Annotated in this window: 13 protein-coding genes; 1 reads left to right on the top strand and 12 read right to left on the bottom strand. The window is 70.3% G+C overall.

All coding sequences use genetic code 11. The annotated features are described in order from the left end of the window. Positions 1-96: 96 nt before the first annotated feature. From ACWDRB_RS21525 to ACWDRB_RS21485, 9 genes are all read right to left on the bottom strand, one after another. The gene (locus ACWDRB_RS21525; RefSeq protein WP_449896201.1) at positions 97-951 is read right to left on the bottom strand and encodes a shikimate dehydrogenase; all 855 of its coding nucleotides are present in this window, start codon (positions 949-951) and stop codon (positions 97-99) included. Between the two features lie 336 nt (positions 952-1,287). Further along, a complete protein-coding gene (gene mltG / locus ACWDRB_RS21520; RefSeq protein ID WP_449896199.1) occupies positions 1,288-2,433 on the bottom strand; it encodes an endolytic transglycosylase MltG in 1,146 nt (381 codons plus the stop codon). Positions 2,434-2,644: 211 nt separating this feature from the next. Continuing rightward, positions 2,645-3,982 (bottom strand): endolytic transglycosylase MltG, encoded by a 1,338-nt coding sequence (gene mltG, locus ACWDRB_RS21515; protein ID WP_449896197.1) that lies wholly within the window; start codon positions 3,980-3,982, stop codon positions 2,645-2,647. 160 nt (positions 3,983-4,142) lie between these two features. Further along, positions 4,143-4,622: a Holliday junction resolvase RuvX gene (gene ruvX / locus ACWDRB_RS21510; protein ID WP_355198465.1), complete on the bottom strand. Its 480-nt coding sequence runs from the start codon at positions 4,620-4,622 to the stop codon at positions 4,143-4,145. 1 nt (position 4,623) lies between these two features. Continuing rightward, complete coding sequence (gene alaS / locus ACWDRB_RS21505; RefSeq protein WP_449896195.1) at positions 4,624-7,296, bottom strand: alanine--tRNA ligase; 2,673 nt, start codon at positions 7,294-7,296, stop codon at positions 4,624-4,626. A gap of 17 nt (positions 7,297-7,313) precedes the next feature. Continuing rightward, a complete protein-coding gene (locus ACWDRB_RS21500; RefSeq protein WP_350727189.1) occupies positions 7,314-7,544 on the bottom strand; it encodes a hypothetical protein in 231 nt (76 codons plus the stop codon). Next, positions 7,541-7,933 (bottom strand): DUF948 domain-containing protein, encoded by a 393-nt coding sequence (locus ACWDRB_RS21495; protein ID WP_350727188.1) that lies wholly within the window; start codon positions 7,931-7,933, stop codon positions 7,541-7,543. The genes ACWDRB_RS21500 and ACWDRB_RS21495 overlap by 4 nt, the downstream gene beginning before the upstream one ends. Before the next feature lie 378 nt (positions 7,934-8,311). After that, complete coding sequence (locus tag ACWDRB_RS21490) at positions 8,312-9,553, bottom strand: replication-associated recombination protein A (RefSeq protein ID WP_449896301.1); 1,242 nt, start codon at positions 9,551-9,553, stop codon at positions 8,312-8,314. Between the two features lie 82 nt (positions 9,554-9,635). Further along, complete coding sequence (locus ACWDRB_RS21485) at positions 9,636-10,118, bottom strand: DUF2231 domain-containing protein (RefSeq protein WP_449896192.1); 483 nt, start codon at positions 10,116-10,118, stop codon at positions 9,636-9,638. 168 nt (positions 10,119-10,286) lie between these two features. On the opposite strand from ACWDRB_RS21485, the gene ACWDRB_RS21480 reads away from it, so the two are divergent. Further along, positions 10,287-11,195 (top strand): peptidylprolyl isomerase, encoded by a 909-nt coding sequence (locus ACWDRB_RS21480; protein ID WP_449896190.1) that lies wholly within the window; start codon positions 10,287-10,289, stop codon positions 11,193-11,195. Positions 11,196-11,248: 53 nt separating this feature from the next. Here ACWDRB_RS21480 and aspS read toward each other — a convergent pair whose 3' ends face one another. From aspS to ACWDRB_RS21465, 3 genes are read right to left on the bottom strand one after another with little or no spacing between them, the layout of a single operon-like run. Continuing rightward, complete coding sequence (gene aspS, locus ACWDRB_RS21475) at positions 11,249-13,000, bottom strand: aspartate--tRNA ligase (protein WP_449896188.1); 1,752 nt, start codon at positions 12,998-13,000, stop codon at positions 11,249-11,251. After that, entirely contained in the window at positions 12,997-14,253 is a 1,257-nt protein-coding gene (hisS, locus tag ACWDRB_RS21470) for a histidine--tRNA ligase (RefSeq protein ID WP_449896186.1), read from the bottom strand. The genes aspS and hisS overlap by 4 nt, the downstream gene beginning before the upstream one ends. Next, entirely contained in the window at positions 14,253-14,933 is a 681-nt protein-coding gene (locus tag ACWDRB_RS21465) for an MBL fold metallo-hydrolase (RefSeq protein ID WP_350727183.1), read from the bottom strand. The genes hisS and ACWDRB_RS21465 overlap by 1 nt, the downstream gene beginning before the upstream one ends. Positions 14,934-15,006: the final 73 nt, after the last annotated feature.

The following is a 15,006-nucleotide window of genomic DNA, read 5'->3' as shown; positions in this document are numbered from 1 at the left end:
CTCAGCGAGCCGGACCGGCCGGACGATCTGGAGTTCGCACGCGACAGGAGTCTTCCGCGAGAAGTGGACCTCGGCTGGTGAGCGTCGTGACCGTGATCAACCCGTGCGAGATGACCGCCTGGCGAGCTCCGCCTCGCCGGCGGCGCGCATGGCCTCCACCGGCACATCCGTCCGGCCCGTCATCAGCTCCACCTGCCGCACCGCCTGGTGCAGCAGCATCGCGAACCCCCCGACCACGGTGCCGCCCGCGGCCCGGACGGCCGCCGCCGCGCCGGTCGGCCAGGGTGAGTAGACCACGTCGAAGAGCGCGGGCACCCGCGCCAGCCGGTCGGCGAACGCGTCCGCCGCCCCGCCTGGCAGCGTCGAGACCACCAGATCCACCCGCGTGAAGGCGTCGAGCTTGTCGAACGTCTCCACCGCCAGCGCCACGCCCAGCCGCTCGGCCACCTCCACCGTCTCCCCCGCCCGCGCGGGGTCGCGCACCAGCAGCGTCGCCGAGAACAGCCCGAGGTTACGCAGCGCCGCGAGCGCCGAGGCCGCCGTGGCCCCTCCGCCCAGCACGGTCGCCGAGCCCGGCGCGGGCACGCCCGCCTCGGCCAGCGCCTGCTCGATGCCGTAGACGTCGGTGTTGTGGCCGTGCCGGCGCCCGTCGTGGAAGACCACGGTGTTGGCCCCGCCGACCTCGACGGCCAGGTCGGACACGGTGTCGAGCAGGGGCAGCACGGCCCGCTTGAGCGGCATGGTCAGCGAGAGCCCCGCCCACGCGTCCTCACCGCCGGGGATCTGGCCGCGCACAGGCACGAGCTCGCCCAGCAGCGCGGGCAGCCGCGCCTCGTCGCACTCGAACGCCTCGTAGCTCCACCCGTCGAGACCCATCGCCTGGTACGCGGCCCGGTGCAGGTAAGGCGAGAGCGAATGACCGATGGGCGACCCCATCACCGCAGCCCGCATCCACACTCCTTCCGAAACATGACGACCCTATCGCCCCGTCGCCCACGCTTCGCCGCTCGGACGGCCCACGGGGCGCGTGTCACGGCGGGTCGTCCCATCACCTGAGAAGCGTCCCTTGGACGGGGGGCGGCGCAGGTCGGCGGGAGGTGCCCACCGTGCGCAGCCGTAAAGGACGGGTGTCTCCCGCGCGGGCCCCGCCACCCGCATCTCAACGGCCCGCGGTGCAGGTGCCGCCACCGGCCGTACGGCGCGCCCGTGGATCGGGCAGAACCGGCCCCAAAAGGACGCCCGCCCACCGTCGGAGGTGGGCGGGCGTGTGACGCGTCGGACCGCCGATCAGCCGCCGTTCCTGCGGTATTCGGCCAGCAGCGCCTGGCGCTCGGCCTCCGTGGTGGCGAACTTGGTGACGTTGCTCTTGGGGTCGGTGGCGACGAAGTAGAGCCAGGGCCCCTTGGAGGGGTTCAGGGCGGCCTCGATCGCGTGGTCCCCGGGGTTCGTGATGGGCCCGGGAGGCAGGCCGAGGTTCAGGTACGTGTTGTACGGGCTCTTGGTCTTCGTCTCCGGGATCGAGGCGGCCGTGCCGTACTTGTTCAGCGCGTACATGACCGTGCTGTCCATCTCCAGCTTCATCTGCGGCTCGCGCTCCAGCCGGTTGTAGATGACGCGGGCGATCTTCGGCATGTCCTCCTGGCGACCGGCCTCGGCCTGCACGATGCTGGCGATGACCATGATCTCGTGCGGCGTGTGGCCGAGTGCCTTGGCGCCGCCCTCCAGGTCCATCTGCTCAGCCGTCTGGTTGAACCGCTTGACCATCGCTCCCAGGATCTGCGACGCCGTGGTCTTGGGCTGGACCTCGTACGTGGCCGGGAAGGCGTATCCCTCGAGCTTGCCCTTGGCGTATTTCGGCAGGTCGAGCTGATCCACGTCCTTGGCCGCCGCGGCGAAGTCCTTGACGGGTTTGCCGGTCTCCTGCGCCAACGTCTTCAAGGTGTCGGACAGGCGCAGGCCCTCCTTGAGGGTCACCGTGGCGCGCATCCGGTTGTCCGGGATGAGCAGCGCCACCGCGCTCGCGGCCGACATGTTCTTGCGCAGCTTGTACGAGCCGGGCTGCAGCGAGCCGCTCCTGTTGGCGTTGGCGATCGCGTTGGTGAACGCCCTGGCGCTGGCCACGACGCCCTGCTTCTCCAACTCCTGCGCCACGTCCGAGGCGCTCTGGCCGTCCTTGATCTCCACGACGACCTCGCCGGTGCCCTGACCGGTGTAGTCGTCGGGCACGAGCGCGTCGTTGAGCCACATGTAGCCGTAGTAACCGCCGCCGCCGATGATGCCCGCCAGCACGACGAAGGCGAGCAGCGGCGCGACGAAGCCGCCACGGTTGCGGCGTCGGCGCCGCCGGCGGCCGCCACGGCCGCCGCGAGTGCGCCGGGTACGACCGCCGTCGTCCTCGGCGCCGAGGAGAGTGTTCAGATCGAGATCGTTCATAGGTGCGCTGGCCAATCTCCCGGTATGACCGGCCGGGCGTCAAGCGAAACCGCCAAACCGGCTTGGGTCACCGAGCGGAACTGGGGGGCCCGCCGGACATGCTCCCACGACCAGCGGAGATCACTCTGGGTAGCCATGCTAAGGGATGGAAAGAGGACGCATGACCCGTTTTGGGGCATTTGCGCCGGGACGGAGGGGGTCCCGCCGAACATCAACTCGTCCCGAGGTTCTTATTCAGCTCTTCCCGGTATCTCACGAACTCGCTCTCTTTGTCGGTGAATTTGGTGATTCTATGCGCCGGATCTGTCGTCACAAACCAGTGCCAATCGCCTTGGGCTGGGTTCAGGGCCGCCATCAGCGCCTTCTCCCCGGGATTCGCGATGGGCCCCGGCGGCAGCCCTTTGTGCTGGTAGGTGTTGTAGGGAGAGTCGACCTTGGTGTCACGCTCCGTAATCTTCAGACTCCGCCGGTTCTGCGCGTACAGGACGGTGCTGTCGATCTCCAGCGGGGTGCCCTTCTGGAGGCGGTTGTAGATCACCCTGGAGATCTTCGGGTAATCCGCGTCGACCCCGCCCTCGGCCTGGATCATGCTGGCCACCGTGACGGCCTCCAGCGGCGTCACGTGCTTGCGGGCCGCCTCCTTCTCCAGGCCGATCTGGCGGGCCGCGAGCTGGAAGCGCTCGACCATCGCCGCGAGCACGTCCACGGCCGTGTCACCGGGCTCGATCTCATACGTGGCGGGGAAGAGGAACCCCTCGAGCCCCTCCGCGTACGAGGGCAGGCCGACGAGAGCCTTGTCGACGCCCTGCAGCTCCTTGAGCGGCAGCCCGGCCAGTTTGGCGACGCGGGCCAGCACCTCGGACGTCCGCAGACCCTCGGGGACGGTGACGCGCCGCACGACCCTGGACGAGGGCGCGAGCAGCAGGTCGAGCGCCGCTTTGGCGGCCATGCCCTTGCGCATCCGGTAGTGCCCGGGCCGCAGCCGGTTGGTGACCGCGCGCTCCTCCGTCACCCGTACGAACGACTGCGCGCTCGCCACCACCCCGGCCTCGGCCAGCACGGAGCCGATGGCCTGCGCGCTCGAACCCGGCGCGATCCGCACCGTCACGGCGCCGCTGCCGGGCCCGTCGAAGTCTTCTGGGCTCAGGTACGGCTTGAGCACCGCGATCCCACCCGCCCCCAAGGCCACCAGGGACACGATCAGGCCCGCGGAGACCATCCCGGCCTTGCGCAAGGCCCGCTGGCGAGGCGCGGCCGGCACCCCGACCGCCGTCTCCCCCACCGCCCCGGCCTCCACCGCCCCGGCTTCCGCAGCGCCGACCTCCGCCGTGCCTACTTCCGCCGTCCCGGCTTCCGCTGCGCCGACTCCCGCCGACGCATCAGGCTCCGCCGCCGCATCAGGGCCGGCCGTCGCATCGGGCTCGGGCCGCTGTCGCTCTGGGTTCGGCTCGCGCGCGGCCGGGTCCTCCGGCCTGTCCTGCTCGGAGTCACCGGAGGAGAACGGGATCATGTCGCCGAGGTCGTCCTCACCATCGGGCCTGCCGTTCACGCGGCCACCCCACCGTCGGCGATGCGGACGGCCAGAACCCTCACAGCCGCCGAGCCGTCAGCCCTGCGATCGACCCGGCAGCGGACCCGCGGCCACGCTGTGGCCATGCGTCCTGCCGTGTACTCCGCCTGCGCGGGCGCGACCCCCGTGTCGCGCGCGCTCATGAGGCAGGTCCGTCGGCCGCTGGGGGCGGTACGACGGGCCTGCCTGGGGGTCTTTCGGTGGCGCGTTCGGAGTCGAGCGCGTCCTGCAGCAGCACGACGGCCGCGGCCTGATCCACGACGCCGCGCTGCTTCTTGGCTTTCATGCCGCTGGCACGCAGCCCATGCGTGGCGGCGACCGTGGTCAGCCGCTCGTCGAACAGCCGCACGGGCGTCGGCGCGAGCCGGACCGCGAGATCGGCGGCGAACTGGCGGGCCAGCCCCGCCGCCTGCCCCTCGCGGCCGGACAGCGAGGTGGGCAGCCCCACGATCACCTCGATCGCCTCGTGCTCCGCGACGATCGCGGCGATGCGGTCGAGGTCGCCCTTGCCTCGCCTGACGGTCTCGACCGGCGTGGCCAGAAACCCGGAAGGGTCACTGCGGGCCACGCCGATACGTACGGATCCGACGTCCACGCCGATCCGCGTGCCGAACCTCATATCAGCCGAGCTGATCCGCGACAGCCTGCTCGACCTGCTGCAGCGCCTCGCCGATCGCGTCCGGCCGTGTGCCGCCGCCCTGCGCGACGTCGTCCTTGCCGCCACCGCCACCCCCAAGAGCCTTGGCGGCGACGCCGACCAGCTTCCCGGCCTTGAGCCCGCGCTCGCGCCCCGCCTCGTTGACCGCAGCAACCACCACAGGTCGGTCGGAGGGGACGCCGGCGATCACGATGACCGCCGGCCGGTCCGCCGGGAACCTGCCACGCACATCCAGCGCGAGCTTACGCAGATCATCCGCACCGGTGCCATCAGGCGCGCGGTGTGTCACAACGGAGACTCCACCCAGGTCGCCCGCCTTGGCGGCGAGATCACCGGCCACCTGGAGCACCTGGGCGGAGCGGATCTTCTCCAGCTCCTTCTCCGCCGTGCGCAGCCGGGTGACGATGCCGTCGATGCGCTCGGGCAGCTCCTCGCGGCGCGCCTTGAGCTGCTCGGTGAGCTGCGCGACCAGCACGCTCTCGCGGGCCAGGAAGCGGAAGGCGTCGATGCCGACGAGCGCCTCGACGCGGCGCACGCCCGCGCCGACCGACTGCTCGCCCAGCACCTTGACCAGGCCGAGCTGGCCCGAGCTGTGGACGTGGGTGCCACCGCACAGCTCGCGCGAGTAGTCGCCGATCTCGACGACGCGGACCTCGTCACCGTACTTCTCGCCGAACATCGCCAGCGCGCCCATCGCCCTGGCCTCCGCCTGCGAGGTGTAGAAGGCGTTGACCTTGAGGTCGTTGATGAGCACGGCGTTGACCTCGTCCTCGACGTCGCGCAGCACGCTGGCCGGCACCGCGCCCGCCGCCGTGAAGTCGAAGCGGAAGCGGCCGGGCGAGTTCTCCGAGCCGGCCTGGGCCGCCGTCTCGCCGAGCGCGTTCTTGAAGCCGCGGTGGACGAGGTGGGTGGCGCTGTGGCTGCGCGAGATCGCGCGGCGGCGCTCGAGGTCGATCTCCGCCTGCGCGTCGTCGCCGACCTTGAGCTCACCACTGCGGATCTTGCCGCGGTGCACGACCAGGCCCGCGAGCGGCGTCTGCACGTCGACGATCTCGACCTCGGCGCCGCTGGTGCGGATCACGCCCTGGTCGGCGAGCTGGCCGCCGCCCTCGGCGTAGAACGGGGTGCGCCCGAGCACGACCTCCACGGTCGCGCCCGCACCGGCCGCCGGGACGGGCACGCCGTCGACAAGGATGCCGACCACGCTCGTGTCGGCCTCGGTCTGGTCGTAGCCGAGGAACTCGACCTTGCCCGCCTTCTCCAGCAGCTGCCCGAAGACGGAGATGTCGGCATTGCCGGTCTTCTTCGCCGCGGCGTCGGCCTTGGCGAGCTGCCGCTGCTCCTTCATGAGCCGGCGGAAGCCCTCCTCGTCGACCTTGAGCCCGTGCTCGGACGCCATCTCCAGCGTCAGGTCGATCGGGAAGCCGTAGGTGTCGTGCAACTTGAACGCCTGGTCGCCGGAGAGCGTGGTGCCGGACTTGCGCTTGGTCTCCTCGACGGCCACGTCGAAGATCGCGGTGCCGGTGCGCAGCGTGCCCAGGAACGACACCTCCTCGGCGTCGATGACCGCGTGGATCTGCGGCGCGTCGACCTTGAGCTCGGCGTACTGCTCGCCCATGACGTTGATGGCGACGTCGGTCAGCTCGTGCATGTAGCGGTCGTCGCCGGAGCCGAGCAGGCGCAGGTTGCGGATGCTCCTGCGCAGGATGCGGCGCAGGACGTAGCCCCGGCCCTCGTTGCTGGGCAGCACGCCGTCGGCCACCAGCATGGTGCCGGTGCGGACGTGGTCGGCGATCACGCGCAGGCTCACGTCGGCCCGCGGGTCGCGCCCGTAGCGGGTCTTGGTGAGCTCGGCCGCCTTGTCGAGGATCTTGTACGTGGTGTCGATCTCGTAGATGTTGTCGACGCCCTGCAGGATCGCGGCCATGCGCTCGAGGCCCATGCCGGTGTCGATGTTCTTCGCCGGCAGCTCGCCCGCCACGTCGAAGTCGACCTTGGTGCGGACCTGGCTGAGCTGGTACTGCATGAAGACGAGGTTCCACACCTCGAGGTAGCGGTCCTCGTCGGCGACGGGGCCGCCCTCCTTGCCGTATTCGGCGCCGCGGTCGTAGTAGATCTCCGAGCAGGGGCCGCCGGGGCCGGGCACGCCCATGTGCCAGTAGTTGTCCTCCAGGCCGCGCCGCTGGATGCGGTGCTCGGGCAGGCCGACGCGGTTGCGCCAGAGGTCGTAGGCCTCGTCGTCGTCCTGGTAGACGGTCGCCCACAGCTTGTCCTCCGGGAAGCCGAAGCCGCCGTCGGACTCGGAGCGGGTGAGCAGCTCCCACGCGAACGGGATCACTTCGGCCTTGAAGTAGTCACCGATGGAGAAGTTGCCCAGCATCTGGAAGAACGTGGCGTGCCGCGTGGTCTTGCCGACCTCGTCGATGTCGGGGGTGCGCACGCACTTCTGCGCGGTGGCCAGCCGGGACGCCGGAGGCTTGCGCTGCCCCAGGAAGTACGGCTTGAACGGCACCATACCGGCATTAACCAGGAGAAGCGTGGGGTCCTCAGCGATCAGGCTGGCCGAGGGCACTACCTTGTGCCCACGCTCCTCGAAGAAGCGCAGGAAGCGGCGGGCGATCTCTGCCGACTCCATGTTGGCCATCCTTTGCGTTAGTTGTTGTCTTCAGCGTTGCCGAGCCCGAAGCGGGCTCGCAACTCGGTTTCGCGCTCCGCGGCCTCGCCGAGCGCGTCGGAAGTAAAGTCTCTCACCTGCCGGAGCATCCCCGCGGCGCCGTTGGCCGTCCTGCGGGCGACGTGGTCGGGGTGGAGCGCCTGCAGCCTGCGCATCACCCAGAAGGTGAGGAACGCGCCCAGCGACAGGTAGAACAGCCGCCTGATCATCGCGCCTGCCCCTGACGCGTCCTCGGGACGGCCTTGCGGGGCCTGCGGGCCTCGATGGCTCGGCGGACGCCGTACGCGAGCGAGGACACCTTGATCAGCGGCCCCGTGAAGATGGTCTGCGTCACCGCGCTGAGCTTGGCCGCGTGACCGCTGACCTGCTTGACGTCCTTGGTGATGGCCTCGACGGCGATCAGCTGCCGGTTGGTCTCGTTGACCGTGACGCTCATGTCGTCGAGCAGCGGCGTCAGGCGGTCGTTCAGGTCGGAGACCGCCTTGGTGGTTTCGGTGAGCAGCCTGGCCAGCTTGATGAGCACCATGGCGAGCACGCAGACCAGGACTATCCAGCCGGTGGCCGCGATCAGGCCGGCGACCTCTCCAGCGGTAAGCATGCGCTCATCTCCCTCGTACGCTGGGCCGGAACGGCAAGACCTTATCGCGTTCGAGTGACAACCTTGGTGAGGACGCCGGCCTTGACCGTGCTGCCGCGTCGGCGTCCGGCGCTCACACGACCGCCCGCGTGCCGCCCCGATCCCGTGCGCCACCAGCCGTCCCCGGCCCGGGCCGTGTCCCAACGCCCGCGCACCCCAAACCTACGCCATCCCCCACCCTGCCACACACGCCTCCCCCAACGGCCCCCACGCTCCTGGACGTCCGGAACACCCCGGCCACCGGCTCCGACCCACCCACCGCACGACCTTTCGCCGCCCGCCACCGCACCGCACACGTTGCGCCGAACACCACCGCACCACAATCCGCCGAGACGGGGGTCAGGAGCCGCGGAGGAAGTCGCGGATCTTGGCCCAGCGGTCCGCGACCGGAGCCTCGGCGCCGTGGCGGGTCGGCTCGTAGTAGCGGCGATCCCGCACCTGCTCGGGCGCGTACTCCTGCCGCACCAGCCCATGGTCGAAGTCGTGCGGGTACTTGTAGCCGTCCCCGTGTCCCAGCTTGGCCGCCCCCGGGTAGTGGGCGTCGCGGAGGTGGCCGGGGACCTGGCCGATGAGGCCGCGGCGGACGTCGCCGATGGCCGCCCCGATGGCCTTGACCACGGCGTTGGACTTGGGGGCCATCGCGCAGTGGATGACCGCGTGCGCCAGGTTGATCTGCCCCTCCGGCAGCCCGATGAGCTGCACCGCCTGAGCCGCGGCCACCGCGGTCTGCAGGCAGGTGGGGTCGGCCATGCCGACGTCCTCGGAGGCGAAGATGACGATGCGGCGGGCGATGAAGCGGGGGTCCTCCCCGGCCTCGATCATGCGGGCCAGGTAGTGGAGGGCCGCGTCGGCGTCGGAGCCGCGCATCGACTTGATGAACGCGCTGATCACGTCGTAGTGCTGGTCGCCCTGCCGGTCATAGCGTACGGCCGCCTTGTCGACGGCCTTCTCCACCACCTCCACGGTGATGTCGTCGGCCAGCAGCGCGGCCGCCTCCAGGTACGTCAGCGACCTGCGCGCGTCGCCGCCCGCCAGGCGTACGAGATGCTCCAGGGCCTGGGGCGCGAGCGTGGCGCGCCCGCCGAGGCCGCGCGGGTCGGAGACGGCCCGCTCCAGCACGGCGCGGATGTCGTCCTCTGTCAGGGACTCCAGGGTGAGCAGCAGCGAGCGCGACAGCAGCGGTGAGATGACCGAGAAGAACGGGTTTTCGGTGGTCGCGCCGATGAAGGTGACCCAGCGGTTCTCGACGGCGGGCAGCAGCGCGTCCTGCTGGGCCTTGTTGAAGCGGTGCACCTCGTCCACGAACAGCACCGTCTGCCGTCCGCTCATGCCGAGCTCGCGCCGCGCGTTGTCGATGGCGGCGCGTACGTCCTTGACGCCCGCCGACACGGCGGAGACCTCGACGAAGCGGCGTTCGGTGACGTTGGAGACGACGTAGGCGAGCGTGGTCTTGCCGGTGCCGGGCGGCCCCCACAGGAACAGCGACATGGGAGCCTCGCTCTCGACCAGGCGCCGCAGCGGGGTGCCCGGGCCGAGCAGGTGCCGCTGACCGATCACCTCGTCGAGCGTGCGCGGTCGCATCCGCACCGCCAGGGGCTGCGGGGTGGCCTCTTCGGCCGCGGAATCGAACAGGCTATCCACATCATGAGATTACACGCGCGGACTACGCTCCCCAGACCGCTCGCGCGCCCGAGTCCCCTGCGCGGAAGACGTAGTAGCCCGCCACCGCGGCCAGCACCAGCGTCAGCGCCGACAGGGTCAGCGTCGTGGCCCGGCCGAACCGGTCGCGGCCGACCGAGTCGCGGGCCGGGCTGGTGGCGTACACGAGCAGCAGCGCGGCCACGGCCAGCCCCAGCACCGACAGCAGCAGCGGGTTGGCGAAGCTCTGGTGCGTGGTGATGCGGGACCCCAGCGCGCCGTCCGCCGTGGCGAAGCGGGCCGCCTTGAGGCTCTCGCCGCTCTCCTTGGCCGCGAAGACCGCCACCGGGGAGGCCAGGGAGAGCAGCACCACCGCCCACGCCGCGTACGCACGCCAGCGCGGGACGATCGCGTAGACGGCCGCCGCGGCCACCAGCAGCGGGGTCAGCACGACGGCGAAGTGAATGATCAGTGGATGCGCCGGCAGGCCGAGGATCTGGTCGAACATGAGGTGCTCCTTAGTTCTCATTTCAACTACGAATCTCAGCACCATATGGTTCGCGACCTCACATGTCGTCCTCTGCCGCTTTCACCACTTACGTCCGGCACATATCGAAGGCCGGTAGCATGCGCGGAGTTGTTTGGTCATGCACGGGCAAAGTGAGAGGACATAGCGGTGAGCGGCGACGACCGCCAGAACGAGGAAGACCGCCAGAGCGAGCTGGCGCGGGAGCACAAGGAGCGGCAGGCGAAGCGCGCCGCCGCCCAGACCACCAAGTCACGGCGGAACACCTTCATCGGCGCGGGCGTGGCCGTCGTCGTGGTCGCGGGCGGCATCTTCGCCGCGACCACGCTGGTCAACAGGGAACCCGGCAAGGCCTCGGCGGAGAGCAGCCCTTCCGCCTCCGCCTCCGCTTCCGCTTCCGCCTCCACGGAGCCGTCGGCCACGCCGACGGCCAAGACCGGCCCGGTCTCCTGCACCTACAAGCGGGAGACGGGGGTGCCGAACAAGTTCGTCGGCCTGCCGGGCAAGAAGCCCAACATGAAGCTGAAGAAGATGACGGTCGTCACCAACCGCGGCACCGTCGTCATCGATCTCATGACCGACGCCGCGCCGTGCTCGGTCAACTCGCTCAGCTTCCTGGCGAAGAAGAAGTTCTACGACAACATGAAGTGCCACCGCCTGGTCACGCCCGACGTGTCCGGCGTGCACCTGCTGCAGTGCGGCGACCCGCTGGCCAAGGCCGACGGCAAGAACCCGACCGACGGCCAGGGCACCGCGGGGTACGTCTACGGCGACGAGAACACCGACATCGCCCTGTCGAAGGGCGTGGTGTTCATGACCCAGGCGGGTGACGCGATGGGCCAGAACAACAGCCAGTTCGCCATCTCGCTGTCGGACGAGAACAGCCAGATCGGCTCGGGCTACAACGTGATCGGCGTGGTCAGCCAGGGCATGGACATGCTGCAGGGGCTGGCCACCAGCGGCAAGGACCTGCTCCTCAACGATGCCGACATCACCGGCGACGGCGGCACCACGGCGCCCAAGAACCCGGTGATCATCAAGAACATCACCTTCAAGTAGGGCGACAGCGAGAACGGCGGGCACCGGCTCCGGTGCCCGCCGTTCTCACATGCCTAGACCTCGGCCTTGGGCTTGGCGTCGACGCCCGCCTCCTTGCGCTGCTCGCCCGTGATCGGCGTGGGCGCGCCCGTGAGCGGGTCGAAGCCGGAGGCCGTCTTCGGGAACGCGATCACGTCACGGATCGAGTCGCCGCCGGACAGCAGCATGCAGATGCGGTCCCAGCCGTAGGCGATGCCGCCGTGCGGCGGGGGCCCGTACTTGAACGCCTCCAGCAGGAAGCCGAACTTGCTCTCCGCCTCCTCCTTGGAGATGCCCAGCACGTCGAAGACGCGCTGCTGCATCTCGGCCCGGTGGATACGGATCGAGCCGCCGCCGATCTCCATGCCGTTGCAGACCATGTCGTACGCGTACGCCAGCGCCTCGCCCGGGTGGTCCTGGAAGTTGTCGGCCCACTCCGGCTTCGGCCCGGTGAACGGGTGGTGCACGGCGGTCCAGCCGATCTCGCGGCCCACCTCGTCGTACACGGGCTCGAACATGGGGGCGTCGACGACCCACAGGAACGCCCACGCCGACTCGTCGATCAGGCCGCAGCGGCGGCCGATCTCCAGGCGGGCCGCCCCGAGCAGGTCGCGCGAGGAGTGCTTCGGGCCGGCCGCGAAGAAGATCGCGTCGCCCGGCTCGGCGCCGACCTTGGCCGCGAGCCCGGAGAGCTCCTCCTCGGTGAGGTTCTTGGCGACGGGGCCGCCCAGCGTGCCGTCCTCCTGGACGAGCACGTAGGCCAGGCCCTTGGCGCCGCGGCTGCGCGCCCAATCCTGCCAGCCGTCGAGCTCCTTGCGCGTCTGCGAGGCGCCGCCCGGCATGACCACGGCGCCGACGTACTCGGCCTGGAAGACGCGGAAGGGCGTGCCCGCGAAGTAGCCGGTCATCTCGACCAGCTCCTGGCCGAAGCGCAGGTCCGGCTTGTCGGAGCCGTAGCGGGCCATCGCGTCGGCGTACGTCATGCGCGGCAGCGGCGTCGACAGCTCGTAGCCGGCGATCTCCTTCCACAGCCGGCCGATCAGCTTCTCGCCGACCTCGATGACGTCCTCCTGGTCCACGAAGGACATCTCGACGTCGATCTGCGTGAACTCCGGCTGCCGGTCGGCCCGCAGGTCCTCGTCGCGGTAGCACTTGGCGAGCTGGTAGTAGCGTTCGAGGCCGGCGACCTGGAGGAGCTGCTTGAACAGCTGGGGCGACTGGGGCAGGGCGTACCAGTTGCCGGGCTGCAGGCGCACCGGGACCAGGAAGTCGCGCGCGCCCTCGGGCGTGGAGCGGGTCAGGGTCGGCGTCTCGACGTAGACGAAGCCCAGCTCGTGCATCACCTCGTTGGCGAGGTAGGTGGCCTTGGAGCGGGTGCGCATGGCGTTGGCCACCTGCTGGCGGCGGATGTCGAGGTAGCGGTACTTGAGGCGGGCCTCCTCCGAGACCCCCACGTTGCCCTCGATCGGGAAGGGCAGCGGCGCGGACTCGCTCAGCACCTCGACCTGCTCGGCCACGACCTCGATCGCGCCGGTGGGCAGGTCGGGGTTCTCGTTGCCCTCGGGGCGGACCCTGACCTGGCCGACGACCTTCACGCAGTATTCGGCGCGCAGGTCGTGGGCGTGGTCCTCCTCGCGGAAGACCACCTGCGCCGAGCCGGAGGCGTCGCGCAGGTCGATGAAGACCACGCCGCCGTGGTCACGGCGGCGGGCCACCCATCCTGCGAGCGTCACCTGCTGCCCGGTGTGCTCCTCGCGGAGCGACCCGGCCTTGTGCGTGCGGATCACTGCAGTTTCCCTTTCAAAAAGTCGACGACCTCGGCCAAGGGCACCTCGGTCTGCTCAGCGGTGGTCAGGTCCTTCACTTGCACGGCCTTGGCCGCCAGGTCACGCTCGCCCAGGATCAGGGCAAAACGGGCGCCGGAACGATCGGCCCCCTTCATCGCGCCCTTGAGCCCCTTGCCGCCGAAGGACATGTCGGCGGCGACACCGGCCGCGCGCAGCTCGCTCACGAGCCTGAACATGTCCCGCGCCGCCTCGTCGCCCAGCGCCACACCGTACACCTCGCAGCGGGCGGGGGTGTCGAGCACGACGCCCTCCCGCTCCAGGGCGATGACGGTGCGGTCGAGACCGAGCCCGAAGCCGATACCGGGCAGCGCCGGCCCGCCGATGGCCTCGGAGAGCCCGTCGTAGCGGCCGCCGCCGCCGATGCCGGACTGCGCGCCCAGCAGCGGGTGGTCGAACTCGAAGGTGGTGCGGGTGTAGTAGTCGAGCCCGCGCACCAGCCTGGGCGCGTCCTCCCACGGGATGTCCAGGTCGGCCAGGAGCTGCTTGACCCGGTCGTGGTAGGCCGTGCAGTCGGCGCAGAGGTGGTCGCCGATGAGCGGCGCGTCCTCGAGCTGGGCGCGCACCTCCGGGCGCCGGTCGTCGAGCACGCGCAACGGATTGATCTCGATGCGGGCCCTGGTGGCCTCGTCGAGGTCGAGCGCGCGCAGGAACTCCTGCAGCCGGGCTCGGTAGATCGGCCGGCACTCCTTGCAGCCCAGCGAGTTGAGCAGCAGCCGCACCTGGGTGAGGCCGAGCGCGGCGTACCACTGCGCGGCCAGCGCGATCGTCTCGGCGTCGACGGCCGGGTCCTCGCTGCCGATGGCCTCCAGGTCGAGCTGGTAGAACTGGCGGTAGCGGCCCTCCTGGGGCGCCTCCGCGCGGAACACCGGGCCGTCGGTCCAGACCTTGACCGGGAGCTGGCCGCGGTGCAGGCCGTACTCCAGGACCGCGCGCAGCACGCCGGCGGTGAACTCCGGGCGCAGCGTCAGCGACCGGCCGCCGCGGTCGGTGAAGGTGTACATCTCCTTGCTCACGACGTCGGTGGACTCGCCGACGCCACGGGCGAACAGCTGGGTGTCCTCGAAGACCGCGGTCTCCAGGTACGAGTATCCGGCCCGCCGGGCCGTCTCGGCGAAAGCTCCGCGAATCGCGTAGAACGTCGAGGCTTGCGGTGGAACGTACTCTTTGACACCTTTAGGTGCTTGGAAGCTCATTAGATCCCTCGTGTGGGACCGGACTGCGGCGCCGCTTCCTTCAAATATGGGTTGGTAGCGCGCTCGCGGCCGATCGTCGTCTGTGGTCCGTGGCCCGGCAGGACGACCGTATCGTCAGGCAGCGTCAGGCACTTGGCAGCCAGGCTGCGCAAAATGGTCGTGTAGTCACCGCCGGGCAGGTCGGTGCGGCCGATGGAGCCGGCGAACAGCAGGTCGCCCGAGAACATGATCTCGTCGCCGGGCAGCCGGAAGCTCACCGACCCCCTGGTATGGCCGGGCGTGTGGTCGACCACGAGCTCGAGGCCCGCCAGCTCCAGCACGGCCCCGTCGGACAGCTCGCGCACGTCGTCGGGCTCGCTCAGCGTCAGCCCGCCGAACATCGAGGCGCTCGTGCCCGACCAGCCGGCGGCCGGGTCGCTCAGCAGGTGGCGGTCGTCGGGGTGGATCCACGCGGGGACGTCACGCGCGCCGCAGACCGGGGCCACCGACCAGACGTGGTCGAGGTGGCCGTGGGTGAGCAGGACCGCGACCGGCTTGAGCCGGTGCTCGCGCAGCAGCTCGTCGACGCCCTCGGTCGCGTCCTGACCTGGATCGACGATCACGCATTCCTCGCCGGCCGCGGGCGCGACAACGTAACAATTGGTCTGGAAGGCCCCTGCGGGGAAGCCGGCGATGAGCATCTGCCTCAGGTGATCTCGTCGAAAAGCCAATGGGAATGTAACCGAAGGGTACCGGTGCGGGTCGCCGGGCTGC

The sequence above is a fragment of the Nonomuraea sp. NPDC003707 genome (genome assembly GCF_053587055.1).
Note: the sequence above shows the minus strand (reverse complement) of the source record. Positions and strands in the feature narration are given on the sequence as shown.

What these genes read in the sequence shown, in the direction of transcription:
- alaS (WP_449896195.1), bottom strand. Translation starts at nt 7,296, where the DNA reads ATGGAGTCGGCAGAGATCGCCCGCCGCTTCCTGCGCTTCTTCGAGGAG.
- ACWDRB_RS21465 (WP_350727183.1), bottom strand. Translation starts at nt 14,933, where the DNA reads ATGCTCATCGCCGGCTTCCCCGCAGGGGCCTTCCAGACCAATTGTTAC.
- ACWDRB_RS21500 (WP_350727189.1), bottom strand. Translation starts at nt 7,544, where the DNA reads ATGATCAGGCGGCTGTTCTACCTGTCGCTGGGCGCGTTCCTCACCTTC.
- mltG (WP_449896199.1), bottom strand. Translation starts at nt 2,433, where the DNA reads ATGAACGATCTCGATCTGAACACTCTCCTCGGCGCCGAGGACGACGGC.
- ACWDRB_RS21485 (WP_449896192.1), bottom strand. Translation starts at nt 10,118, where the DNA reads ATGTTCGACCAGATCCTCGGCCTGCCGGCGCATCCACTGATCATTCAC.
- ACWDRB_RS21490 (WP_449896301.1), bottom strand. Translation starts at nt 9,553, where the DNA reads ATGCGACCGCGCACGCTCGACGAGGTGATCGGTCAGCGGCACCTGCTC.
- ACWDRB_RS21495 (WP_350727188.1), bottom strand. Translation starts at nt 7,933, where the DNA reads ATGCTTACCGCTGGAGAGGTCGCCGGCCTGATCGCGGCCACCGGCTGG.
- ACWDRB_RS21525 (WP_449896201.1), bottom strand. Translation starts at nt 951, where the DNA reads ATGCGGGCTGCGGTGATGGGGTCGCCCATCGGTCATTCGCTCTCGCCT.
- hisS (WP_449896186.1), bottom strand. Translation starts at nt 14,253, where the DNA reads ATGAGCTTCCAAGCACCTAAAGGTGTCAAAGAGTACGTTCCACCGCAA.
- ruvX (WP_355198465.1), bottom strand. Translation starts at nt 4,622, where the DNA reads ATGAGGTTCGGCACGCGGATCGGCGTGGACGTCGGATCCGTACGTATC.